22 protein-coding genes are annotated in these 22,186 nt (G+C 68.7%); 8 read left to right on the top strand and 14 right to left on the bottom strand.

Annotated elements, in window-relative coordinates; genetic code table 11:
• Positions 1–70: 70 nt before the first annotated feature.
• Entirely contained in the window at positions 71–1,048 is a 978-nt protein-coding gene (locus tag ACXIZN_RS10385; protein ID WP_457953945.1) for an Acg family FMN-binding oxidoreductase, read from the top strand.
• Positions 1,049–1,182: 134 nt separating this feature from the next.
• Here the strand turns inward: ACXIZN_RS10385 and ACXIZN_RS10380 are convergent, their stop codons facing one another.
• Positions 1,183–1,815, bottom strand: a complete 633-nt coding sequence (locus ACXIZN_RS10380; RefSeq protein ID WP_457953943.1) for a response regulator — start codon at positions 1,813–1,815, stop codon at positions 1,183–1,185.
• Between the two features lie 190 nt (positions 1,816–2,005).
• Between ACXIZN_RS10380 and ACXIZN_RS10375 the strand changes: the two genes are divergently transcribed.
• Together ACXIZN_RS10375 and ACXIZN_RS10370 are read left to right on the top strand one after the other, a co-directional pair.
• Positions 2,006–2,311 (top strand): ANTAR domain-containing protein, encoded by a 306-nt coding sequence (locus ACXIZN_RS10375; RefSeq protein WP_457953941.1) that lies wholly within the window; start codon positions 2,006–2,008, stop codon positions 2,309–2,311.
• Positions 2,312–2,382: 71 nt separating this feature from the next.
• A complete protein-coding gene (locus ACXIZN_RS10370) occupies positions 2,383–2,787 on the top strand; it encodes a response regulator (RefSeq protein ID WP_457953940.1) in 405 nt (134 codons plus the stop codon).
• 8 nt (positions 2,788–2,795) lie between these two features.
• Here the strand turns inward: ACXIZN_RS10370 and ACXIZN_RS10365 are convergent, their stop codons facing one another.
• Genes ACXIZN_RS10365 through ACXIZN_RS10355 form a run of 3 tightly spaced genes read right to left on the bottom strand, consistent with a single transcriptional unit; the run spans position 2,796 to position 9,248 of the window.
• The gene (locus tag ACXIZN_RS10365) at positions 2,796–7,448 is read right to left on the bottom strand and encodes a HAMP domain-containing protein (RefSeq protein WP_457953939.1); all 4,653 of its coding nucleotides are present in this window, start codon (positions 7,446–7,448) and stop codon (positions 2,796–2,798) included.
• Between the two features lie 22 nt (positions 7,449–7,470).
• Positions 7,471–8,541 (bottom strand): PAS domain-containing sensor histidine kinase, encoded by a 1,071-nt coding sequence (locus ACXIZN_RS10360; RefSeq protein ID WP_457953938.1) that lies wholly within the window; start codon positions 8,539–8,541, stop codon positions 7,471–7,473.
• A 32-nt stretch (positions 8,542–8,573) separates the two neighbouring features.
• Positions 8,574–9,248, bottom strand: coding sequence for a response regulator (locus ACXIZN_RS10355; RefSeq protein ID WP_257486291.1), 675 nt, complete (start codon positions 9,246–9,248; stop codon positions 8,574–8,576).
• 260 nt (positions 9,249–9,508) lie between these two features.
• Here ACXIZN_RS10355 and ACXIZN_RS10350 point away from each other — a divergent pair, with 260 nt between their 5' ends.
• Entirely contained in the window at positions 9,509–9,778 is a 270-nt protein-coding gene (locus tag ACXIZN_RS10350; protein WP_457953935.1) for a hypothetical protein, read from the top strand.
• Between the two features lie 14 nt (positions 9,779–9,792).
• Here ACXIZN_RS10350 and pspAB read toward each other — a convergent pair whose 3' ends face one another.
• The 7 genes from pspAB to ACXIZN_RS10315 form a co-directional block, all read right to left on the bottom strand.
• Positions 9,793–10,350, bottom strand: coding sequence for a PspA-associated protein PspAB (gene pspAB / locus ACXIZN_RS10345; RefSeq protein ID WP_457953934.1), 558 nt, complete (start codon positions 10,348–10,350; stop codon positions 9,793–9,795).
• A 148-nt stretch (positions 10,351–10,498) separates the two neighbouring features.
• Positions 10,499–11,185: a GAF and ANTAR domain-containing protein gene (locus tag ACXIZN_RS10340; RefSeq protein ID WP_457953933.1), complete on the bottom strand. Its 687-nt coding sequence runs from the start codon at positions 11,183–11,185 to the stop codon at positions 10,499–10,501.
• Positions 11,186–11,302: 117 nt separating this feature from the next.
• On the bottom strand, positions 11,303–12,163 hold the full coding sequence (locus ACXIZN_RS10335; protein ID WP_457953932.1) for a spermidine synthase: 861 nt from the start codon (positions 12,161–12,163) through the stop codon (positions 11,303–11,305).
• A complete protein-coding gene (speD, locus tag ACXIZN_RS10330; protein ID WP_457953930.1) occupies positions 12,163–12,534 on the bottom strand; it encodes an adenosylmethionine decarboxylase in 372 nt (123 codons plus the stop codon). Before speD ends, ACXIZN_RS10335 begins: the two co-directional genes overlap by 1 nt.
• The gene (locus tag ACXIZN_RS10325; RefSeq protein WP_457953929.1) at positions 12,524–13,666 is read right to left on the bottom strand and encodes a type III PLP-dependent enzyme; all 1,143 of its coding nucleotides are present in this window, start codon (positions 13,664–13,666) and stop codon (positions 12,524–12,526) included. Before ACXIZN_RS10325 ends, speD begins: the two co-directional genes overlap by 11 nt.
• A gap of 44 nt (positions 13,667–13,710) precedes the next feature.
• Complete coding sequence (locus ACXIZN_RS10320) at positions 13,711–13,899, bottom strand: hypothetical protein (protein WP_125683248.1); 189 nt, start codon at positions 13,897–13,899, stop codon at positions 13,711–13,713.
• 138 nt (positions 13,900–14,037) lie between these two features.
• Entirely contained in the window at positions 14,038–15,222 is a 1,185-nt protein-coding gene (locus ACXIZN_RS10315) for an MFS transporter (RefSeq protein ID WP_457953927.1), read from the bottom strand.
• Between the two features lie 93 nt (positions 15,223–15,315).
• On the opposite strand from ACXIZN_RS10315, the gene ACXIZN_RS10310 reads away from it, so the two are divergent.
• Positions 15,316–15,819, top strand: a complete 504-nt coding sequence (locus ACXIZN_RS10310; RefSeq protein ID WP_457953926.1) for an Lrp/AsnC family transcriptional regulator — start codon at positions 15,316–15,318, stop codon at positions 15,817–15,819.
• Positions 15,820–15,966: 147 nt separating this feature from the next.
• On the top strand, positions 15,967–18,351 hold the full coding sequence (locus tag ACXIZN_RS10305) for an ATP-binding cassette domain-containing protein (RefSeq protein ID WP_457953924.1): 2,385 nt from the start codon (positions 15,967–15,969) through the stop codon (positions 18,349–18,351).
• Between the two features lie 160 nt (positions 18,352–18,511).
• Here ACXIZN_RS10305 and ligD read toward each other — a convergent pair whose 3' ends face one another.
• On the bottom strand, positions 18,512–19,450 hold the full coding sequence (ligD, locus tag ACXIZN_RS10300) for a non-homologous end-joining DNA ligase (protein WP_457953923.1): 939 nt from the start codon (positions 19,448–19,450) through the stop codon (positions 18,512–18,514).
• A 74-nt stretch (positions 19,451–19,524) separates the two neighbouring features.
• Between ligD and ACXIZN_RS10295 the strand changes: the two genes are divergently transcribed.
• The gene (locus ACXIZN_RS10295) at positions 19,525–20,205 is read left to right on the top strand and encodes a TetR/AcrR family transcriptional regulator (protein WP_457953922.1); all 681 of its coding nucleotides are present in this window, start codon (positions 19,525–19,527) and stop codon (positions 20,203–20,205) included.
• Here the strand turns inward: ACXIZN_RS10295 and ACXIZN_RS10290 are convergent.
• On the bottom strand, positions 20,144–20,479 hold the full coding sequence (locus ACXIZN_RS10290; protein WP_457953921.1) for a sporulation protein: 336 nt from the start codon (positions 20,477–20,479) through the stop codon (positions 20,144–20,146). The genes ACXIZN_RS10295 and ACXIZN_RS10290 overlap by 62 nt on opposite strands.
• A gap of 107 nt (positions 20,480–20,586) precedes the next feature.
• Positions 20,587–21,246 carry a GntR family transcriptional regulator gene (locus ACXIZN_RS10285; RefSeq protein ID WP_457953920.1) on the bottom strand — a complete coding sequence of 220 codons (660 nt, stop codon included), beginning with the start codon at positions 21,244–21,246 and terminating at the stop codon, positions 20,587–20,589.
• Positions 21,247–21,349: 103 nt separating this feature from the next.
• Here ACXIZN_RS10285 and ACXIZN_RS10280 point away from each other — a divergent pair, with 103 nt between their 5' ends.
• Entirely contained in the window at positions 21,350–22,150 is an 801-nt protein-coding gene (locus ACXIZN_RS10280; RefSeq protein ID WP_457953919.1) for a carbon-nitrogen hydrolase family protein, read from the top strand.
• Positions 22,151–22,186 lie beyond the last annotated feature (36 nt).

Here is a 22,186-nt window from a genome sequence, read left to right as displayed (position 1 = left end):
CCCCGCACCGCGGGCGGGGACCGTTTCACGAGACAACCTTATTGCCCGTGGCGCGGCGGCGGGGGAAACCATGACCATACAAGTCACCAGGGTCGGACGTTTGAACTCCGAACAGGTGAATTCGGTGCTCCGGTCGGCGACGCTGGCCCCGTCGACGCACAACACCCAGCCGTGGCTCTTCCGGTGCACCGCCACCGGGATCGAAGTCCACGCCGATCCGCGCCGGCTCCTGCCCGCCACTGATCCGGACGGCCGGGAAATCGTTCTCTCGTGCGGTGCGGCCCTGTTCACCCTCCGGACGGCGATTCACGCACTGGGCTTCCATCCGGCGACGACGCTGATGCCGAGCCGCGCCGATCCCGATCTGCTGGCCGTCGTCCGCCCGCTCGCCGAGCGCACACCGGATCCGAAGGTCGTCCGGCTCGCCCGCGCGATCCCCCGCCGCCGGACCAACCGGCGGCCGTTCCTGTCCAACGCCGTCCCGAAGCCCACGCTCACCGCACTCCGCCACGCGACCGAGCTCGAGCACGCGTGGATGTCGAGCCTCGACGCCGACCAATGCCGCCTCCTGCACGACCTCACCTCCCGCGCCCGGCGGGAGCAGCTCTCCGACCCCGCGTTCCTCGCCGAACTCGGCCGATGGACCGGGCTGGGCCCGGGCACTCGCGACGGAGTGCCGTTCTACGCCACAGAAGGCTCCCCCGCCGACGAAGGCTGGCTCCTCGCCGAATTCGGCGAAGACCACAGCGGCACGCTGCCACTTCCGCTCGTGGTGGTGATCGGATCGCTGACCGACGAACGGCTCGACCGGCTGCAAGCAGGCCAGGCGCTGCAACGGGTTCTGCTGACCGCGACCTCAGCGGGCCTCGACGCGTCGTTCATCTCGCCGCCGATCATGGTCCGCGGGGCGCGCGCCGAACTCCGGCGGCTCCTCGGCTGCGGGGTGTGGCCGCAGGTGCTCCTGCGGGTCGGCTACGGGTCGCAGCTGCCGTGGACGCCGCGGCGCCCGCTGGAGGACATGCTGCTCGACACGCTCATCTCCGCTTGAGCCAGGTTCCGTCACGACCATCAACCTCGCGTGAACGGCGATCTCGCGTGATTGAACGGACGACACGCGTGTTCAGCCGGACGGCACGAGGCCGCTCCGGCCGGGCGCTGTGTCGTCCCGCCAAGCACGTGGGCTTACTGCCGCCGAAGTTCCGTGGCCAGCACGGCCGCCTGGGTCCGCCGCTGCATCCCTAGTTTCGTCAGCAGCCGGGACACGTAGTTCTTGACGGTCTTTTCCGCGAGGAACATCCGCTCGGCGATCTGCCGGTTGGTCAGTCCCTCGCCGATCAGTTCCAGCAGGGTGCGTTCCTGGTCGGAAAGCCCGGCGAGCGGCCCCTTCTTGACCGCGTCGTCGCGGAACTTCGCCATCAGCGTCGCGGCGGCCCGCGTGTCCAGCAACGACCGGCCGAGGCCGACCTCCTTGACCGCCGCCACCAGGTCCATCCCCCGGATGTCCTTGATGACGTATCCGCTCGCGCCCGCCATGATCGCGTCCAGCATCGCCTGCTCGTCGGTGTAGGACGTCAGCATCAGGCATTTCAGCTCGGGCATCTTGGAGCGCAGTTCGCGGGCGAGCTCGACACCGTTGCCGTCCGGCAGCCGCACGTCGAGCACGGCGACATCCGGCCGCAACGCCGGAATCCTCGCCAGTGCTTGGGAAAACGTGGCGGCCTGACCGACGACGCACAGGCTGCCGTCCTCCTCGAGCATGTCCGCGACGCCGCGGCGGACCACCTCGTGATCGTCGACCAGAAACACCCGGAGCATTCCGACCTCCACGGTTTCCCCTCCTCGGATATGAGCGTACGGCGCACGGCCGGTCACTGCGACAGGCCAAAGGGCCCTGTTCGGCGCCCGTTCGAGTGGCTGCCACCGGCCGGACCAGGTCCATTTGCATCATTCGAGTCAGGACGTTCTCTTCTTCCGGAGCAGTCCGGCCGCTGCGACGATCGACCTCATGTCCGAGACCACGCTTTCGACGGCCCCTTCGGCCGGATCTCCCGACCCGGCCGACGACCTCGTGGCCATGCGCGACCGCATCCGCTTCTACCGTGCCCGCGCCGAGCAGCTCCAGTACGCGCTCGACAACCGGCTTCCCATCGAGCAGGCGAAGGGGATCCTCGCCGAGCGTTACCAGATCGACGTCGACGCGGCGTTCGAACTGCTGCGCTCCTTCTGCCGCAACAACAACATGAAGATCCACGACGTCGCCAGGACGCTCATCGAGCAGCCGAGCGAGGGCGACCGCCGGATCTCTTGCTGAGTCACGCCAAGTTCGGCGGGGGGCCCGCGACCACCACCGGCGCCACAGACCGCGCGGGCTCGGACCGGGTGATGAACCGAACGCCGCCCTCCAGGCTCCGGGTGCTCGTCGCGGACGACAACCCGGTCATCGGGGACGCCCTGCGGGCCCTCCTGGAATCCGAACCGGACATCGAGGTGGTCGCCGTCGCGGTCGAGGCCGGTGAAGCGGTCGCGCTCGCGGAGCTGCTGGTCCCGGAGGTCGCGCTGCTGGACGTGCGGATCCCCGGCGGAGGCGGCGCGTGGATGGCGCGGGAGATCCGCCGGCGGGTGCCCCATACGCGGCTGATGGCGTTCTCCGCGCACAGCGACACCCGGTCCATCGCCCAGATGGCGTCCGCGGGTGTCACCGAATACCTCGTGAAGGGCAGCCCCAACTCGGAGATCGTCGCGGCCATCCGCCGCGTCTGCGCGAGCGGCGCCAACGGGACCGAGTAGCCCGCCGCTCAATCCGCGAGCCAGCGTTCCATGCACGCCAGCAGTTCCTCCGCGTTCACGGGTTTGGTGACGTAGTCGCTCGCCCCGGCGGCGAGACTCTTCTCCCGGTCCCCCTCCATCGCCTTCGCGGTCACCGTGATGATCGGCAGGCCGGCGAACTTCGGCATCTCGCGGATCGCGGCGGTCGTCGCGTGGCCGTCCATCTCGGGCATCATCACGTCCATGAGGATCAGGTCGATGCCGTCGTCGGCCAGCAGTTCCTCGATGCCCTTGCGGCCGTTGGGCGCGTGCACGACCGACAGTCCGTGCAGTTCGAGCATCCCCGAGATCGCGTACACGTTGCGGGGATCGTCGTCGACGAGCAGCACCTTGCGGCCCTGCAGCCGCGGCCGTCCGGCGGGCAGGCCGGACGGCCGGTCCGACGACGGCACCGTCTCCTCGGGCTGCTGCATCAGCGGCAGAATGCCTTCGAGTTCGCTGGCCGAGATGTGCAGCATGATGCGTTCCCGCAGCATGTCCAGCGACGGCAGCAGCTCGACCGGATGCACTTTCGCGTGTCCGTGCAGCAATCGCTCCTGCGCCGCGCTGAGTTTGCGGGTCGCGTGCGCCAGCACTGGGACCTCGACGGGGTCCGGTCCCTCGGCTAGCCGTTTGAGGAAGCTCAACGCGCTCGTCCCGGGGATGCTGGTGTCGAGGACGACGCAGCGGTAGCTCTCCCGCTTCACTTCCTCGAACGCTTCCGCCGGATCGGCCACCGCCCGGACCTGGACCGAGCCGTGGCTGTCCGCGACGTCGGCCGCGACACCGCGGGCGAGCAGGGTCAGCAGGCTGTTCCGTTCGTCCTCCACGACCAGCACCCGCCGCTCCGCACCGGCGTTGTCCACAGTGGACTCGTCGAGGCTCGCGGCCGCGGCGAACCTGGCCACCGGCAGGTAGAGGGTGAACGTGCTGCCCGTCCCCAGCACGCTGTCCGCGCGGATCTCCCCGCCGAGCAGGTACGCGACCTCTCGGCTGATCGACAGGCCGAGCCCGGTGCCGCCGTACTTGCGGCTGGTGGTGCCGTCGGCCTGCTGGAAGGCCCCGAAGATCGATTCGAGGTTCTCCTCGGCGATCCCGATCCCGGTGTCGATGACGCTGAACGCCACCAGCGCTTCGTGCGGGAGCGCGCCCGACGGCGAAACGACGGTGTCGACCAGTTCGACCCGCAGTTCGACGCTGCCGCGTTCGGTGAACTTGACCGCGTTCGACAGCAGGTTCCGCAGGACCTGCCGGAGCCGCTGTTCGTCGGTGAAGAGCAGTTCCGGCACGTTGGGTTCGACGGTGACCTGGAAGTCGAGCCCCTTCTCCGCGGTCAGCGGCCGGAACGTCGTGCCGACGTAGTCGAGCAGCTGCCGCAGCGGGAACGGCTCGTGGTGGATGTCCATCTTGCCCGCCTCGACCTTCGACAGGTCGAGGATGTCGTTGATCAGCTGCAGCAGGTCGGTGCCCGCCGACTGGATCACCTTGGCGAACTCGACCTGTTTGGGCGTCAGGTTCTGGCTCGAGTTCTGCGAGAGGACCCCGGCGAGGATCAGCAGGCTGGTCAACGGGGTACGGAGTTCGTGCGACATGTTCGCCAGGAACTCCGACTTGTACTTCGAGGCCAGCGCCAGCTGCTGCGCGCGTTCTTCGATTTCCTGACGTGCCTGCTCGATTTCGAAGTTCTTCACCTCGATGTCGCGGTTCTGCCGCGCGAGGAGTTCGGCCTTCTCTTCCAGTTCCGCGTTGGACACCTGGAGTTTCGCCTGCTGCGCCTGAAGCTCCTCGGAGCGGGCCTGCAGTTCCTCGGCGAGGCGCTGGGACTCCTCCAGCAGGGAGTCGGTCCGCGCGTTGGCGATGATCGTGTTGACGTTGACTCCGATGGTCTCCATCAGTTGTTCGAGGAAATCCTTGCGGACGGCGGTGAATTCGCCGAACGAGGCCAGTTCGATGACGCCGAGCACCTGGTCCTCGAAGACGATCGGCAACACGATCAGGGTGACCGGCGGGGCGGAGCCGAGGCTCGACGAGATCTTCACGAAACCCGGCGGCGTCCGGTCGACCACGATCGGTTTCTTGGTCTGCGCGGCCTGGCCGATCAGCGACTGCCCCATCGCGAAATCCGCGGGCGTGTTCGGGTCCTCGCTGTGCCCGTAACTGGTGATCAACCGCAGCCGGGTGCCGTGTTCACCGGTTTCGGTGAGGAACAGCGTCCCGTGCTGGGCGCCGACGAGCGGGGTCAGCTCGTCCATGATGAGCGTGGCCACCACCCGCAGGTCCCGGTGCCCCTGCATCAGGCCGGAGATCCGCGCCAGGTTGGTGTTGAGCCAGTCCTGTTCCTCGTTCGCCCGCGTGGTCTCGCGCAGCGACTGGACCATCGCGTTGATGTTGTCCTTCAGCTCCGCGACCTCGCCCTGCGCTTCCACGGAGATCGACCGGGTGAGGTCGCCGGTGGCCACCGCGCTGGTGACCTCGGCGATCGCCCTGACCTGGCGGGTCAGGTTCCCGGCCAGCTCGTTGACGTTCTCCGTCAGCCGTTTCCAGGTGCCCGAAACGCCTTCGACCTCGGCCTGGCCGCCGAGCCGTCCCTCACTGCCGACCTCGCGCGCGACGCGGGTGACCTCCGCGGCGAACGCGGAAAGCTGGTCGACCATCGTGTTGATGGTGGTCTTGAGCTCCAGGATCTCGCCGCGGGCATCGACGTCGATCTTGCGGGACAGGTCGCCCTGCGCGACCGCGGTGGTCACCTGTGCGATGTTGCGGACCTGGCCGGTGAGGTTGTTCGCCATCGAGTTGACGTTGTCGGTGAGGTCCTTCCAGGTCCCGGCGACGTTCGGCACCCTGGCCTGCCCGCCGAGGATGCCCTCGGTGCCGACCTCGCGCGCCACCCGCGTGACCTCGTCCGCGAACGCCGACAGCGTGTCGACCATCGTGTTGATCGTCTGCGCGAGCGCGGCGACCTCGCCCTTGGCCTCGACGGTGATCTTCTGCGACAGGTCACCCCTGGCGACCGCGGTCGCGACCTGGGCGATGGAACGCACCTGGTCGGTCAGGTTGTCGGCCATGACATTGACCGATTCGGTCAGGCCCTTCCACGTGCCCGACACACCCTTGACGTCCTCGGTCAGGTTGTCGGCCATGACATTGACCGATTCGGTCAGGCCCTTCCACGTGCCCGACACACCCTTGACGTCCGCCTGACCACCCAGCCGGCCCTCCGTACCGACTTCGCGCGCTACCCGCGTGACCTCGTCGGCGAACGACGAGTCCGCCTGACCACCCAGCCGGCCCTCCGTACCGACTTCGCGCGCTACCCGCGTGACCTCGTCGGCGAACGACGAAAGCTGGCCGACCATCGTGTTGATGGTGTCCTTGAGCTCCAGGATCTCGCCGCGAGCGTCGACGCGGATCTTCTGCGACAGGTCGCCTTTCGCGACCGCCGTGGTGACCTCGGCGATCGACCGCACCTGATCGGTCAGGTTGTCGGCCATGACATTGACCGATTCGGTCAGGCCCTTCCACGTGCCCGACACACCCTTGACGTCCGCCTGACCACCCAGCCGGCCCTCCGTACCGACTTCGCGCGCTACCCGCGTGACCTCGTCGGCGAACGACGACAACTGATCCACCATCGTGTTGATCGTGTTCTTCAACTCCAGGATCTCGCCCCGCGCGTCCACGGTGATCTTCTGCGACAGGTCGCCTTTCGCCACCGCCGTGGCCACCTGGGCGATGGAGCGGACCTGGGCGGTGAGGTTGCCCGCCATGAAGTTCACCGACGTCGTCAGATCACGCCAGGTGCCGGCGACCCCGGGAACCTGGGCCTGCCCGCCCAGCGCTCCCTCGGTGCCGACCTCGCGCGCAACCCGCGTGACCTCGTCCGCGAACGACGACAACTGATCCACCATCGTGTTGATCGTGTTCTTCAACTCCAGGATCTCGCCCCGCGCGTCGACCGTGATCTTCTGCGACAGGTCGCCTTTCGCCACCGCCGTGGTGACCTCGGCGATCGACCGCACCTGATCGGTCAGGTTGCCCGCCATGAAGTTCACCGACGTCGTCAGATCACGCCAGGTCCCCGCCACCCCGGGAACTTCGGCCTGCCCGCCCAGCCGCCCTTCGCTGCCGACCTCGCGCGCCACCCGCGTGACCTCGTCGGCGAACGACGACAACTGATCCACCATCGTGTTGATCGTGTTCTTCAACTCGAGCATCTCGCCCTTGACGTCGACGGTGATCTTCTGCGACAGATCACCCTTCGCCACCGCGGTCGCGACCTCGGCGATGTCGCGGACCTGGCCGGTGAGGTTGCCCGCCATCGCGTTCACCGAATCGGTGAGGTCCTTCCAGGTCCCCGAAACCGAGGGCACCGCCGCCTGGCCGCCGAGCTTCCCGTCTGTCCCCACCTCGCGCGCGACCCGCGTGACCTCGGAGGTGAACAGCGCCAGCTGATCGACCATCCCGTTGAAGACGACCGCCATCTCGTCCATCAGCACGTCGTCCACCTGGGGCAACCGGGTGCTGAAATCACCGTCGCGGACGGCTTTCAGCCCCTCCAGCAGGCGTTGCAGGCCCTGGTCGTCGATCGCCCCGCCGACCCGGGCCGTCTCTCTCGGTCCACGCTTGCTTCCCGGTTCCGGCATCGGGATGTCTCCTTCGTTCTGCCTACCCGCGGGGAGGGCCCAGCGGAATCCAGAAGGTCACCGACGTACCTTCGCCGGGTCTGCTGGAGATCCGGAACCAGCCTTGCGCCGCTTCGGCACGTTCGCGCATCGACGCCATGCCGATGTGCTCGCCCGACAACGTTTCGTGCCCGCTCTCGCCGTCCGGTTTCATCCCGTCGCCGTCGTCGGCGACCGTCACCAGCAGACCGCCGTCGTGCCCGGTCAGCGAGACCACGACGGAGGTGGCGTTCGCGTGTTTACGCACATTCACCAACGCCTCCTGCAGGATCCGGAAGGCGGTGACGACGAGATCGGGCGGCGGCCGGACCGCGAGGTCGTGCCGCAGCGTGTATTCGAGGCCCCAGCCCGCGACGACCTCGTCGAGATAGTCGCGGACGCTGGCGATCAGGTCCTCGTCGTTCAACGCGGGCGGCCGCAATTGGGCGACGAGGATCCGCAATCGCCGGATCGCGCCTTGAATCGCTTCGTCGAGTTGCTTCAGCGCGGGATCCCGACGTTGCGCGGCGAGCATCTGCAACCGCATGCTCACCGCGATCATCGACTGAATGGAATCGTCGTGAACATCCCACGCGATACGGCGACGTTCGGTTTCCTGCGCCCGGACCAAATGCGCGAACGCCTGGCGGCGTTCGGTCCTTTCCTCCAGTGTTCTCCGGCGTTCGGTGAGATCACGGGTGACTTTGCCGAAACCGGCGAGGTCGCCTTGTTCGTCCCGCAAGGCGGTGATCACGGTGTTGGCCCAGAACCGTTCGCCGCCGCGCCGGACGCGCCAGCCCTCGTCCTCGTGACTCCCCATCTCGGCCGCGACCAGCAGTTCCGCGGCGGGTTTGCCGGCGGCGACGTCGTTCTCGGTGTAGAAGACGGAGAAATGACGGCCGAGGATCTCGTCCTCGGAATAGCCCTTGATCCGCTCCGCCCCCGGATTCCAGCTGATCACCCGGCCCTCGACGTCCAGCAGGTAAATGGCGTAGTCGACGACGCTGTGCATGAACAACTCGAAGAGCACAGCGCTGCGGTGATCGGGCGCCTGTTCCGATGGCAGCATGGCCATAGTGCAGCTTGGCACTCGGATACGTCTCCCCGCTACGGCCGTTCGAGGAGGCCATTCTTGCGCGCGTGCGCCACGGCTTCGAGTTTCGAATGGGTCCCGGTCTTCACCAGGATCCGCTGCACGTGATTCCGCACGGTATTCCGCGCCAGCCGCAGCTCTTCGGCTATCCGGTCGGTTCCCGCGCCTTCGGCGATCAGGCCGAGCACCTGCCGTTCCCTCAGGGTCAGTACCGGCCCGAGCCTGCCAGGGCTGCCTGCCAGCATGGCCAGCGCGCCGCTGAGCAGTTCGGGATCGATGACCACGTCGCCCGCCGCGATGGTCCGGATCGCCGTGACCAGTTCGTCGAGGAGACCGGATTTCAGCAGCAGCCCGGCCCCGCCGACCTCCAGGATCCTGGCGGCGATGGCGCTGTTCGCGTCGCCGGTCAGCACCAGCACCCTGCTCGACGGCGAGATCGCGCGGAACCCGGCGATCGCCTCGATCCCGTCGCCGTCCGGCAGCCGCCGGTCGAGCAGCACGATGTCGGGCAGCTGCTCCGCGGCCGCGGACATCCCGTGCGCCAAGGACTCCACCGACGCCACCAGGTCGATCTCCGGGAATTCCTCGAAGGCCGCGCCCAGCGCTTCGGCCACCATCTTGTGGTCCTCGACGAGCAGCACCCGGATCGGGGCCGGGGGCACGGGCCGCGGGGAGTTCGGGTTCGGCATGCACCTTCTCCGTCGATCGTCGTCTCGCCGGACCATTGTCCGGCGGATTCCCGGAAATCGATCCCGCCGGCGACCGGCGCATTGTCCCATCGGCTCCGGCCCGGCCGCGGTTTCGAGGCCAACCCGTGACCCGCCGTACCCGCCTGGCGACCGAGTGGGGTCTTTGTGCCCTCGATGGCACGACCTTCGGCGCTGACCGGAACGGCCCTCCGTGGCCCATCGTCGTACGTGAGGAGAGCGCGGGGAAGGGCGGCGGTGACGTGACCACGAGAATCTGCGAGACCCGCCGCCGTTCCGGCACCCACGCCGCCAGACGCCTAGCGCGGGTCGCGGCCGAACCCGGGCGGCTGCCGAGGATCGTGGCGAAACCCGAGACGCACGCTTCGCTGCTCGACGACGTCCTCACCGCCATCCGGCATTTCGACGGCGCGGCACTGGCCACGCGGTCGCGGCGACGTCTTCCGGGATGGAGCCCGCGAGACCGCCGCGTCCAGCGACTGCGCGGCTGGCTCAGCGGCGCACCGGGCTGACCGGCGGGTGACGGTCACACCGGGCGCCACCGGCCGATGTCGGGCTCCATCGGCACGATCCGGGTCAGCGACGAGCGGATCTTCAGTTCCAGCGCCCTGTCCCGGCCGCGGGATCCGCGAGGCGTGTACGGGTAGAAGGTGCCGCGCTCCCGGCGATAGACCATGGTCAGCTTCGGATGACGCATGTCCCGCAGCTCCGCGAAGTCGACCGTCGTGTGCAGCAACCAGGACGCGAACCCGGCCTGAGCCAACCGCTCGTTGACGTCGGCGAGATCGTCGAGCAGCCAGCCGAGATCCCCGTTCTCCCGCCAGCAGCGCACGATCGTCCGCCCGAGCGCGTCGTGATCGACCACGTTGCGGCGGACGGGATCCCCGGCGAGCCCGGCGACGATCTCCGCGTCCGTCCCTCGGCCAGGACGGCCTTCCGCGACAAAGCAGACCGTCCCCGATCCGGTGGCCGCCAACCCGTATCCGGACCGCAGCGTCAGTGCCGCGGACCTCAACTCCAGCAACGGAAGCAGGCTCGGCCGCACCGACCGGCTCCGCCCGCGCAGACTTCCCAGCAACGCCATGACCTCACCGCACCCTTCCGATGCGTGAAGTCTTTCCGATACCGGCCTCAGCCCCCAGGGCCGCACGGTCGCGCGTCGCCCGGGACAAGTCCCCGGTTCCGGTGACCAACGGCCCTACCAGCGTTTCGGCCGCCGTTCCCGGCAGTCCTCACCCAAGTTCCCCGGCGTCCAGCGTGCCGTCGACGACGCCGCGCGCGACCTCCGACAGCTTCCTGTTCGTGCCGCGGGCGAACGAACGCAAGCGATGGAAGGCGGTGCCGACGTCGACACCGCCGCGTTCGGCGAGCATGCCTTTCGCCTGCTCGATGACGACCCGGCTGTCGAGCGCGGTCTGCAACTGCTCTGAAAGCCTCCGATAGTGCCGCAGTTCCCGCTGCTGCAGGAGACACGACGTCGCGACGTCGGCGAGTGCCCGGCCCAGGCGGCGATCTTCGACGCTCAGGACCACGGTTTCGGCACTGAGGAAGGCGATCGCACCGACGGTTTCGTCCATCGCGCGCAACGGCAGCGCGGAAACCGCGGCATAACCCTTCCTCGCCATTCTGGCGGCATAACCCGGCCAGCGCGCGACCTCCGCGGAGAGATCGTGGACGGCGATGTCGTTCCCGGTTTCGAACGACTCGCGCGCGGGCCCTTCCTCCACCACCGCGGGATGCCGTTCGAGTTCCAGGCCCGGCAGGAAGATCTCCGTGGAGGCGATCGGAAGCAGCCGCGCGCATTCGCTGGACAAGGTGTCCACCACCCGGTCCGGCCCGAGGTCTTCCGCGACACTCGCGGTCAAACTCGCGAAGGCGGCACAGACCGCGGGTTCCCGGTCCGCTCGCCAGCTGCTCACCCGAGCGATTCTGGCCTCCACCGCGACCAGCGGCAACGACCAGATGGAGGATCCTGTACCGACGACGTCACGCACGGCGACGACCGTTGATCTCGGCGGGATAACGGGCGAAGGTTCTCAGTTCCGCCGCAACGAAAACGGCGGGACCGTGTTCGCCCTCAACGCGTCCTCGTCCATTGTGGACTCCCCGATTCCCGCCTTGCCGATCTTCTCCGCGACGAGCGCGCCGGGATCATCGAGCACGTCCGCCCTGCCGCTGAGGAACGCCCACTCGTGCTCGTCCGAACCGTAGTAGAGAACGGTCCCGAACGACTCGGTGAACCGGCGCCACGACGAGATCAGCGTCTGGTTGCGCCAAAGCGTCGGGCAGCCCGCCTGACACCCGACCACTCCGCCGCCGGTGAGCAGTTCCGTGCACCGGGCGAGGAAATCGGTACCGTACAACCGGTTGTGCTGCGCCTCCGGATCGTCGTTCTCGTCCGGCAGGTCGATCACGATCACGTCGTAGGAGTCCCCGCGCTCCCGCGCCTCGGCGAGGAATTCCCAGCCGTCGCGGTAATGGATCCGGATCTTCCCCTCCCCGCGCTCGGCGCGGGCCAGATCGTCGAGGGTGTAGCCGTAGGGAAGATGCTCCGCGCAGGCCCGCACCGCTTCGGCGTCGATGTCGACGTGGTCGACCACCTCGGCGCCCGCGGCGACCGCGAGCTCGGAAGCGACTCCTTCGCTGGAGCCGATGATCAATACCCGCCCGACGCGCTCGGCGAGCAACAGCGAGGGAACCATCAGCGCCTCGTGGTAGACGAGCTGGCTCAGCTCGGTGCTCTGCCGTTCGTCGTCGCAGAACAGGGAGATGCCCTGCGCGGTCCGTCCGATGAGGACGTTCTGGAACGCGGTGCGGCCCTCGAACAGGACCTCCTCGACGTCCCAGTTCCGGGTGAGCCCCGCACCCATCGGCTCGACGATCACTCGCTGCGCCATCACTTCTCTCCTCGTTCCACGGTGGACATCCGGACGGTCCCGGCGCCCAGCATCTTCGCCAGCAGCGCGACCGCGCGTTCCGGATCCGCCCGGTCCCCGCAGGTGAACACGTCCACGAACACCGAGCCGATCTCCGGATAGGTGTGCACCGACGCGTGCGATTCCGCCAGCAGCGCGAGCACGGTGACCCCTTGCGGGGCGAACGAATGCGACACGACTTCGCAGACCGTCGCCCCCGCCTCGGTCACCGCTTCGGCGAGTGTTTTCTTGAGGAGCAGGGCGTCGTCGAGCAACGACGGCTCGATCCCCTCGAACTCCGCGAGTACGTGGCGGCCGGCGAACCGGCCGACGAGTGGTACTTCACCCGGCATCGGCGAACCTCCCCACACAATAAGAACGCAACGGCTCGATTCCGTTGAACGCGACGGACGAATAGCTGGCGGTGTACGCGCCGGTGCCCGGGATGTCCAGCCGGTCGCCCGCCTTCAACGACAGCGGCAGCGCACACGGCGTCCGCTGGTACAGCACGTCGTCACCATCGCAGGTCGGCCCGGCGAGGACCACAGGTCCTTGCGGTCCCTTGACGCCGACGGCCTCCAGCCGATACGCGACGGCTTCGTTCTCGCACTCCGCCATTCCGTTGTATCTGCCGACGTCGAGGTAGACCCAGCGGCGTTCGTCGGCGGCGGCGCGGGTCGTCACCAGGACGACCTCGGTCCTGATGAGCCCGGCGTCACCGACGATCACGCGACCGGGCTCCAGCATCAACTCCGGCCCCGGCAGATGCTCGCGGCGGGCGTCGTGGATCACCGCGGCGTAGTCCGTCAGCGACGGCACGGGCTCCCGGTGCTCGGTGGCGAACCCGCCCCCGATGTTGAGCCGCTCCAGCACGACGCCCGCGTCGGCGGCGACCTTGGCCGCGGTCGCGATCCCGATCTCCCAGGCGGCCGGATCCGGCTGCTGCGAGCCGACGTGGAACGCGATCCCCGGCCGCAGCCCGGCTTCCGCGACCTGGCGGAGCAGGGCGGCGGCCACCGCGGGTTCGCAACCGAACTTGTGCCCGAACGGCGTGACCGAGTCCGGGCCGCCGGTCAGGAGACGGACCGAGACCAGCGAACCGGGCGCGTGCTCGGCCAGGTTCGCCAGATCACCGGCGGAATCCGTGGTGAATTCACGGATCCCGCGCCGGTGGGCGAAGGCGATGTCCGCCGGTTTCTTGATCGTGTTGCCGTAGGCCAGGTCCGCCGCCCGCGCGCCCCGGGACAGGCACAGCTCGATCTCCGCCGTGCCCGCCACGTCGAATCCGGCGCCGGTCGACGCCACCGCGTCGAGGACCTCGGGAGCCGGATTCGCCTTGACCGCGTAACGGATCAGCGCGTCCGGGAACGCCGCCGAGACCGCGGCCGCACGCTCCGCGACCAGGTCGGTGTCGACGACCAGGCACGGTGTCGGCGGCTCACGGTCCGTCAGGAAGGCGCGGATCCGGTTCAGGCTTGCGGTCACCCGCCCAGGGTGTCAAAGGCCGATCACCGGCCCGGAACCCGGGGTCACGCCCGGACGTCACCAGAGGATTGCTCCGGCAGTTCCACGCCGTGCTCGGCGGCCAGTCGCTCCAGGTTGGCCAGATCGGCGCCGACGGCCGAAGCCCTGTCCTCGTCCGAGGCCTGTTTGGCGATCTGGACGTCTTCCCTCGCCTGCCGTACCCGGTCCCGCAGATTCACCGCGAACTCGCTCATCGTGCACCCCCGATCTCCCGCATCCTGTCTGCTTTCACCCTAGGACCCTCCGAATCGGTCACCCACGTGATCTGCGTCATCACGGGTTCGTTCGTGTCGGAGTGAAGCAGTATGACGGCAGGCCCCGGGTTTCGCAGATCAGCGGAGCCCGGCTTTTTCGGCGGGATCCGGCGCGGGCACCCGGCGGCCGATCACCGCGAGCGGGACGAGGGCGCACAGCCCGCCCGCGACCGCGACCAGAACGTATCCGCCCAGGCCGAAGAGCTGCCCGGCGAGCAGGCTCGCGGCAGCCGAGGTCCCCCAGACGAAGGCGTCGACCGTGCCCTGCGCCCTCGTCCGCTGAGCCGGCGGGAGATCGCGGCTGAGCAGGCTGCTGCCGCCGACGAACACCAGGTTCCAGCCGTAGCCCAGCAGGAACAGTGCGACCGGGATTCCCACGTGATGCGAAGCGGGAGCGGCGATGACGGTCATCGCCGCGACGGCGAGCGTGCCGATCCCGCCGAAAATGGTCGCGCGGCCGCCCCAGCGGTCGGCGATCCAGCCGGACAACGGCGCCAGCGCGAACATCCCGGCCAGATGGGCGCTCAGCACCCAGCCGACGACTTCGAGTCCCTGACCGTGCTGGTGCAGTTGGACCGGTGTCATCGTCATCACCGCCACCATGGCCAGCTGCGCGCCGACCATCGCCACGAGCGGCCCGAGGATCGCCGGGTTCCGCACGGACATCCGCTCCCGCCTCGGCACCCCTTCCGCCGGGGCGGCGAGGCCGCGCGGCAGGGTGGCGACGGCGACCACGGCGATGGCCACGACGATCGCGCCCGCCACGATCGGGCCGGACAGGGCAGGCAGGTCCGCGGCTTCCGCCTTCGCCGCGGCCGGTGCGATCAGGGCAGGACCCGCGATCGCGCCGACGGTCCCCGCCCAGACCATTGTGGACAGTGCGAATCCCTTGCGGTGCTCGGGCGACAGGTCGGCGGCGGTGTACCGGGACAGCTGCGCGCCGCTGTTGCCGAAGCCGATCAAGGGCATCCCCGCCACCAGCGCGAGCACGGATCCGCCGAGCACGCCGGCGAACGAGATCAGCGCGCCGGCCACCGCGGCGCCGTACATCAGCACCAGGACGAGCCGCCTGCCGTAGCGGGCGGCCAGTGCCCCGGACCACAGCGAACCCGCCGCGGAACCGAGTACCAGCACGGCGTTCGGCAGCCCGCTCCACGCCGCGCCGGCGTGCTCGACCACGATCAGCGCCGCCGTGGTGGACAGGCCGACGACCGCGGTGCTGAGACAGGCGACGCCCATGAAGAGCGCCAACATCGGTTTCATGCTTCAAACCTAAGGATTCCGGGCGCCGCGGCGAATAGGCTGTCGAAGGCCTCGCGGGGGTGCGAGGCGCATGATGGAAGGAATCCGGGCGGTATGACCTTACGATCGGAAAGGGCGCTGGACGACCTCGACTGGCGGCTCCTCGAAACGCTCCAGAGCGACGGGCGGCTCTCGTTCAAGGAACTCGGCCGCCGCGTGAACCTCTCCGCCCCCGCCGTCGCCGAACGGGTCCGGCGGCTGGAGGAGGCGGGGGTCATCACCGGGTATCGCGCCCAGGTCGACGCCAACCGCGCCGGGTACGGCCTGCAGGCGTTCGTCGAGATGCGCTGCTCGCTCGGCAGCTGCCTGCTGCGCACCAGCAAGTCCGAGGACTATCCCGAGGTTGTGGAGCTGCACCGGCTCAGCGGCGACCGCTGCACCATGCTGAAGGTGCGGGCCGTGTCGCTCGAACACCTCGAAGGCCTCTTCGAACGGCTGGGCAAACACGGCGAGATCCGGTCGTCGGTGGTGCTGTCGACGCAGTACGAGGGCAGGCCGGTCAGCCCGCCGGTCGAGGACTACCTGAAGGCGACGAAGAGCGAAGGCTGGAGCGTCTGAACGTCACCGGTCAGGAATCGAGAAGCGCGCGGCCTCCGCACTCACCTAGCGTGACCATCGACGAGGACGAACGGCTCGAACCTGGTTAGATCGAGCCCGGTGAGGCTGACGGACAGTGCACGCGGCCCCCATGAGGATGGAGAGAAGATGCGCAAGACCACCCGGCCGCAGCCGCCCGAGCAGCACCCCGCCGACAGCCACGACCTGATCCGCGTGCTGGGCGCGAGCGAGAACAACCTCAAGAACGTCGCCGTCGAGCTGCCGAAGCGACGGCTGACGGTGTTCACCGGGGTTTCCGGTTCTGGCAAGAGCTCACTGGTCTTCGACACGATCGCCGCCGAGTCGCAGCGGCTGATCAACGAGACGTACAGCACCTTCGTCCAGGGCTTCATGCCGACGCTGGCCCGGCCCGAGGTCGACGTGCTCGACGGCCTGACCACGGCGATCATCGTCGACCAGCAGCGGATGGGCTCCGACCCGCGCTCCACGGTCGGCACCGCCACCGACGCCCACGCCATGCTGCGCATCCTCTTCAGCCGGCTCGGCAAGCCCCATGTCGGCTCGCCGCAGGCCTTCTCCTTCAACGTCGCGTCGATCTCCGGCGCGGGCGCGGTGACCGTCGAGAAGGGCGGGCGGACCACGAAGGAACGGCGCGAGTTCAGCATCACCGGCGGTATGTGCGCTCGTTGCGAAGGCCGGGGGCAGGTCAACGACATCGACCTCAGCGCGCTGTACGACGACAGCAAGTCCCTCAACGAGCACGCGCTGACGATCCCCGGCTTCTCCATGGACGGCTGGTACGGCCGCATCCTGCGCGGCTGCGGCTTCTTCGACCCCGACAAGCCGATCAAGAAGTACACCAAGCGGCAGCTGAACGACCTGCTCTACAAGGAGCCGGTCAAGCTCAAGATCGAGGGCATCAACCTGACCTACTCGGGATTGATCCCCACGATCCAGAAGTCGTTCCTGTCCAAGGACCGCGAGGCGATGCAGCCGCATATCCGCGCGTTCGTCGACCGGGCGGTCACCTTCGCCACCTGCCCCGAATGTGACGGGAGCAGGCTCAGCGAGCTCGCGCGTTCGTCGAAGATCAAGCGGATCAACATCGCCGACGCCTGCAAGATGCAGATCAGCGACCTCGCCGACTGGGTCCGCGGGCTCAAGGAGCCGTCGGTCGCGCCGCTGCTGGAGAAGCTCCAGCACACTCTCGACTCCTTCGTCGACATCGGTCTCGGCTACCTCTCCCTCGACCGGCCGTCCGGCACGCTTTCGGGCGGCGAGGCGCAGCGCACGAAGATGATCCGGCACCTGGGTTCCTCGCTCACCGACGTGACCTACGTCTTCGACGAGCCCACCATCGGGCTGCACCCGCACGACATCCAGCGGATGAACAACCTGCTCCAGCAGTTGCGGGACAAGGGCAACACGGTGCTGGTCGTCGAGCACAAGCCGGAGACCATCGCCATCGCCGACCACGTCGTCGACCTCGGGCCCGGCGCGGGTACCGCGGGCGGGACGATCTGCTTCGAGGGCACCGTCGAAGGCCTGCGCGCCAGCGACACCATCACCGGCAGGCACCTCGACGACCGGGCGTCGCTCAAGGACAGCGTCCGCAAGCCGACCGGCAAACTTGAGATCCGCGGCGCGGACCGCCACAACCTCCGGAACGTGGACGTCGACGTCCCGCTCGGCGTCCTGTGCGTGGTCACCGGTGTCGCCGGTTCCGGCAAGAGTTCGCTGATCCACGGCTCGATCCCCGCCTCCGAGGGCGTGGTCTCGGTCGACCAGACCCCCATCCGCGGCTCGCGGCGGAGCAACCCGGCGACCTACACCGGCCTCCTCGAACCGATCCGCAAGGCCTTCGCCAAGGCCAACGGGGTGAAGCCGGCGCTGTTCAGCGCCAACTCCGAGGGCGCCTGCCCGAACTGCAACGGCGCGGGCGTCATCTACACCGACCTCGGCATCATGGCGGGTACCGCGACCACCTGCGAGGAATGCGACGGCAAGCGGTTCCAGGCGTCGGTGCTGGAGTACACCTTCGGCGGCAAGAACATCAGCGAAGCGCTCGAAATGCCGGTGTCCGAGGCCGTGAAGTTCTTCGGCGAGGGCGACGGGCGCATCCCGGCCGCGCACGCCATCCTCAGCAGGCTCGACGACGTCGGGCTCGGCTACCTCAGCCTCGGCCAGCCGCTCACCACGCTTTCCGGTGGTGAACGGCAGCGGCTGAAGCTCGCGACGCATATGGGTGACAAGGGCGGCGTCTACGTCCTCGACGAGCCGACCACCGGTCTGCACCTCGCCGACGTCGAGAACCTGCTCGGCCTGCTGGACCGGCTCGTCGACGCGGGCAAGTCCGTGATCGTGATCGAGCACCACCAGGCGGTCATGGCGCACGCCGACTGGATCATCGACCTCGGCCCCGGCGCCGGCCACGACGGCGGCAAGATCGTCTTCGAGGGCACGCCGTCCGACCTCGTCGCGAGCGCTTCGACGCTCACCGGCGAACACCTGGCGGCCTACGTCGGCAAGTGACCCTCCCCCTCTCCGCATTTAGTCCTCTAAATGCGGAGAGGCGCGAGCTCGCAGGCGTCGCGAAAGCCACTTTCAGGACGTCTGGTGTCCCGAAAGTGGCTTTCGCAACCCCTCACTCGGCCCCAGCCGACCCGCATTTAGAGGACTAAATGCGGGGAGGTCACTCGCCGTCGGTGTCGAGGCCTTCGCGGTCCGCCCACTCGAGCAGGGTGTCGAGCGAGTACGCGGTGTCGTCGATGCCCGCGTGCAGATCCCCGAGTTCGGCGAAGCGCGCGGGCACGGTGGCGATGGTGAACTCACGCGGTTCGACGTCGTCGATCTCGTCCCACCGGATCGGCGTCGAGACGACGGCTTCGGGCACGCCGCGAACCGAGTACGCGCTCGCGATGGTGTGGTCGCGGGCGTTCTGGTTGTAGTCCACGAACAGCTTCGAGGGGTCACGGTCCTTGCGCCACCAGGTGGTGGTGACCTCGCCGGGCATCCGGCGCTCGACCTCGTGCGCGAAGGCCAGCGCCGCCCGGCGGACCTCCTGGAAACCCCAGCGTGGCTCGATCCGGACGTAGACGTGCAGGCCATGCCCGCCGGAGGTCTTCGGCCAGCCGGTGATCCCGAGTTCGTCCAGGATCTCGTGGACCGTGTGGGCGACCTTCCGCACGGTCGAGAACGGGCAGTCGGGCATCGGGTCGAGGTCGATCCGCCATTCGTCGGGGCGTTCGGTGTCGGCGCGGCGGGAGTTCCACGGGTGGAACTCGACGGTCGACATCTGCACCGCCCAGATCACGTCCGCGGGATGGGTGACGCACAGTTCGTAGGCGTGCCTGCCGGAGGGGAAGTCGACGCGGACGGTCTGCAGCCAATCGGGAGCGCCGTTCGGTACCCGCTTCTGATGGACCTTTTCCCCCGAAACGCCGGACGGGAACCGGTGCAGCATGCACGGCCGTTCCCGCAGCGCCCGCACGATCCCGTCGCCGACGGCGAGGTAGTACCGCACGAGGTCGAGCTTGGTCTCGCCCCGTGCCGGGAAGTAGACGCGATCCGGGTTCGAGACGCGCACCGTCCGGTCGCCGACCTCGATCTCCACCGCCGAGCTTTTCGCCATACAGGGAAACTAACCCGAAAGCCGCCGGTCCGCGTCCGCTCGACGGCGAACCTCGCTCTGCCAGGATGACCGGCATGGCACCACGGACACGCGCGGAGGCACTGTCCCGCGAGCGCATCGTCGAGGCCGCCGTCGAATTGCTCGACGCGGCGGGCGAGCGCGGGCTGACCTTCAAGACGCTGACCGAGCGCCTCGCCACCGGCCCCGGCGCGATCTACTGGCACGTGCCCAACAAGGGCGCACTGCTCGACGCCGCGACCGCGTCCGTCATCGCCACCGCCCTGAGCGTCGAGGCCGGCGGCTCACCGGAGGACGAGATCCTGGCCATCGGGCTCGGTCTGTTCGAAGCGATCGAGCGGCACCCGTGGCTTTCCCCGCAGCTCGCCCTCCAGCTTTCCCGTAGCCCTCGAGGTTCGGTGACCCCGCGCATCTTCGAAGGCATCGGACAGCGCGTCAGCGCGCTGGGCATCCCCGAAACCGCCTGGTTCACGGCGACCTCGGCATTGGTGCATTACATCTTCGGCGCCGCGGGCCAGAACGCGGCGAACTCGCGGGTGGCCGGGCCCGGGGTGGACCGCGCCGAATTCCTCCACGCGGCGGCGAACGCCTGGGAAGAACTCGATCCCGGCGAGTTCCCCTTCCTCCGGGCCGTCGCCGCCGAGGCCCGCGAGCACGACGACCGGGCGCAGTTCCTCACCGGGATCGAGCTGATCCTCGCCGGGATGACCGGCGCCGGTGGATCGCGGCGACCATGACCGCGAGCACCGCTCCGAGGAAGGTCAAGTCCACGGCTGGGACCCAGCGCACCTCACCGCCTTTGAGGACGTACGCGCCGACGGGCCGCGCGGCGAGGATGAAACCGCCACCCTCGCCTTCCTTGTCCTGCTCGGCGCCGTGCCCGCCACCTCCGCCGCCGATCACGCTCGCGGCCGGGATGACCACGACGCCGTCCTTCTCCACGGGCTCGCCGTACACGCGCCGGACGGTGAGGTTGTCACGCATGACGCCGACGACCTTTTCGAGTCCCATCAGGCCCCCAGCCTGTCCGTTCCAGTGCGATGGCGCCCCGCAGGGGCTCCCGCGCCCTCTCCAGCTCCATCGAACCAGAAAGCCGACGCTCGCCGAGTCCCGCCGGGTCAGCCTTCCTGAGGCAGCGCCGACATCACTTCGGACACCGGGCGCAGATGCTCCTCCAGCAGCCGCGACGCCTCTTTGACGTCATGGGCGTCCAGGGCGGCGACCAGCGCCCGGTGTTCCTCGTTGATCACCGTCAGCCGCTCCGGGCGCGCTTCCAGCGCGCGGACCGTGACCCGCTGCTGCCGGGACCGGAGCGTGTCGTACAGCTCGGTCAGGACGGTGTTGCCCGCGGCGTTCACGATGGCGCGGTGGAACCGGCGGTCGAACCCCGAGACCGCGAACCAGTCGCGTTCGGCCCCGGAGCTCACCATCGCTTCGATGAGTTCCGGCAGTTCGGCGGGAGCGCCCGCCCGGTTCGCGCAGAGCGTGGCGATGGCGTGCCCTTCGATCAGCCGCCTGCTCTGGTAGACCTCTTCCAGTTCCCTGGAGGTCACCGTGCGCACCTGGGCGCCCTTGCGGGGCAGGAGGCTGATGAACCGCTCGGCGGCCAGGCGGTGGAACGCCTCGCGCACCGGTGTCCTGGAAACACCGACGACGCCGGAAACCCACATCTCGTCGAGGAAGCGGCCGCCCTCCAGCTCGCCCGAGATGATTCCGTCGCGCAGCCACGTGTAGACCCGCTCGCGCGCCGGGCCGCCCCCTTCGGCGGTCACAGTCATCTCGTTCCCCCTCTATTCCGTCACTTTCCGCGACAGAGCCTACACCTGGACCAGCCAAGTATCCATCATGTATACAAGAGTTCCACTGATTGGAAGGGGTCCCATGGTGCACGTCGCGGTGGCGCAGTTCGCGCCCGGCAACGACAAGGAAGCCAACCTCGCCCGAGTCGCCTCCCTCGTCGGCGAAGCGGCCGACCGCGGTGCGCGGGTGGTCGCCCTGCCCGAGTACTCGCTGTTCACCGTACCGACGATGAGCCGGGAATTCGTGACCTCGGCCGAAGAACTCGACGGGCCGTTCGTCACCGAACTGCGCGGCCTCGCGAAGGACCGGCAGATCACCGTCGTCGCGGGCATCAACGAAGCGCTCCCCGGCGGCGAGCGGATCTCGAACACGCTGGTCGCGGCCGGCCCCGACGGCGCGATCGCCGCGCTCTACCGCAAGCTGCACCTGTACGACGCCTTCGGTTTCCGCGAATCGGAACTGGTCCGGCCCGGCGACATCGAAGCCCCGGAGACGTTCGAGGTCGACGGGATCACCTTCGGTCTCCAGACCTGCTACGACCTGAGGTTCCCGGAGGTCACCCGCCGCCTGGTCGACGCGGGCGCGGACGCGGTGCTGCTGCCCGCGGAGTGGATGCCGGGTCCGCTCAAAGAGGACCACTGGACCACGCTGGTCCGGGCCAGGGCGATCGAGAACACGATCTACCTCGTCGCGGCCGGGCAGGGCGCTCCGGCGGGTTCGGGGCACAGCATGATCGTCGACCCGATGGGCGTCGTCGTCGCCTCGCTCGGCGAGCGCACGGGCACCGCGACCGGCGAGGTCTCCGCCGAGCGGATCTCCGAGGTGCGCGCCAATAACCCGGCGCTGCAGCTGCGCCGGTTCGCCGTCACCCCGAAGTCCTGAGTATCTTCTGACCCGGAGGTCCGTTCGTGAAGACAC

Source organism: Amycolatopsis sp. TRM77291 (genome assembly GCF_054166285.1).
Note: the sequence above shows the minus strand (reverse complement) of the source record. Positions and strands in the feature narration are given on the sequence as shown.

What these genes read in the sequence shown, in the direction of transcription:
- ACXIZN_RS10385 (WP_457953945.1), top strand. Translation starts at nt 71, where the DNA reads ATGACCATACAAGTCACCAGGGTCGGACGTTTGAACTCCGAACAGGTG.
- ACXIZN_RS10380 (WP_457953943.1), bottom strand. Translation starts at nt 1,815, where the DNA reads ATGCTCCGGGTGTTTCTGGTCGACGATCACGAGGTGGTCCGCCGCGGC.
- ACXIZN_RS10375 (WP_457953941.1), top strand. Translation starts at nt 2,006, where the DNA reads ATGTCCGAGACCACGCTTTCGACGGCCCCTTCGGCCGGATCTCCCGAC.
- ACXIZN_RS10370 (WP_457953940.1), top strand. Translation starts at nt 2,383, where the DNA reads ATGAACCGAACGCCGCCCTCCAGGCTCCGGGTGCTCGTCGCGGACGAC.
- ACXIZN_RS10365 (WP_457953939.1), bottom strand. Translation starts at nt 7,448, where the DNA reads ATGCCGGAACCGGGAAGCAAGCGTGGACCGAGAGAGACGGCCCGGGTC.
- ACXIZN_RS10360 (WP_457953938.1), bottom strand. Translation starts at nt 8,541, where the DNA reads ATGGCCATGCTGCCATCGGAACAGGCGCCCGATCACCGCAGCGCTGTG.
- ACXIZN_RS10355 (WP_257486291.1), bottom strand. Translation starts at nt 9,248, where the DNA reads ATGCCGAACCCGAACTCCCCGCGGCCCGTGCCCCCGGCCCCGATCCGG.
- pspAB (WP_457953934.1), bottom strand. Translation starts at nt 10,350, where the DNA reads ATGGCGTTGCTGGGAAGTCTGCGCGGGCGGAGCCGGTCGGTGCGGCCG.
- ACXIZN_RS10335 (WP_457953932.1), bottom strand. Translation starts at nt 12,163, where the DNA reads ATGGCGCAGCGAGTGATCGTCGAGCCGATGGGTGCGGGGCTCACCCGG.
- speD (WP_457953930.1), bottom strand. Translation starts at nt 12,534, where the DNA reads ATGCCGGGTGAAGTACCACTCGTCGGCCGGTTCGCCGGCCGCCACGTA.
- ACXIZN_RS10320 (WP_125683248.1), bottom strand. Translation starts at nt 13,899, where the DNA reads ATGAGCGAGTTCGCGGTGAATCTGCGGGACCGGGTACGGCAGGCGAGG.
- ACXIZN_RS10315 (WP_457953927.1), bottom strand. Translation starts at nt 15,222, where the DNA reads ATGAAACCGATGTTGGCGCTCTTCATGGGCGTCGCCTGTCTCAGCACC.
- ACXIZN_RS10310 (WP_457953926.1), top strand. Translation starts at nt 15,316, where the DNA reads ATGACCTTACGATCGGAAAGGGCGCTGGACGACCTCGACTGGCGGCTC.
- ACXIZN_RS10305 (WP_457953924.1), top strand. Translation starts at nt 15,967, where the DNA reads ATGCGCAAGACCACCCGGCCGCAGCCGCCCGAGCAGCACCCCGCCGAC.
- ligD (WP_457953923.1), bottom strand. Translation starts at nt 19,450, where the DNA reads ATGGCGAAAAGCTCGGCGGTGGAGATCGAGGTCGGCGACCGGACGGTG.
- ACXIZN_RS10295 (WP_457953922.1), top strand. Translation starts at nt 19,525, where the DNA reads ATGGCACCACGGACACGCGCGGAGGCACTGTCCCGCGAGCGCATCGTC.
- ACXIZN_RS10290 (WP_457953921.1), bottom strand. Translation starts at nt 20,479, where the DNA reads ATGGGACTCGAAAAGGTCGTCGGCGTCATGCGTGACAACCTCACCGTC.
- ACXIZN_RS10285 (WP_457953920.1), bottom strand. Translation starts at nt 21,246, where the DNA reads ATGACTGTGACCGCCGAAGGGGGCGGCCCGGCGCGCGAGCGGGTCTAC.
- ACXIZN_RS10280 (WP_457953919.1), top strand. Translation starts at nt 21,350, where the DNA reads ATGGTGCACGTCGCGGTGGCGCAGTTCGCGCCCGGCAACGACAAGGAA.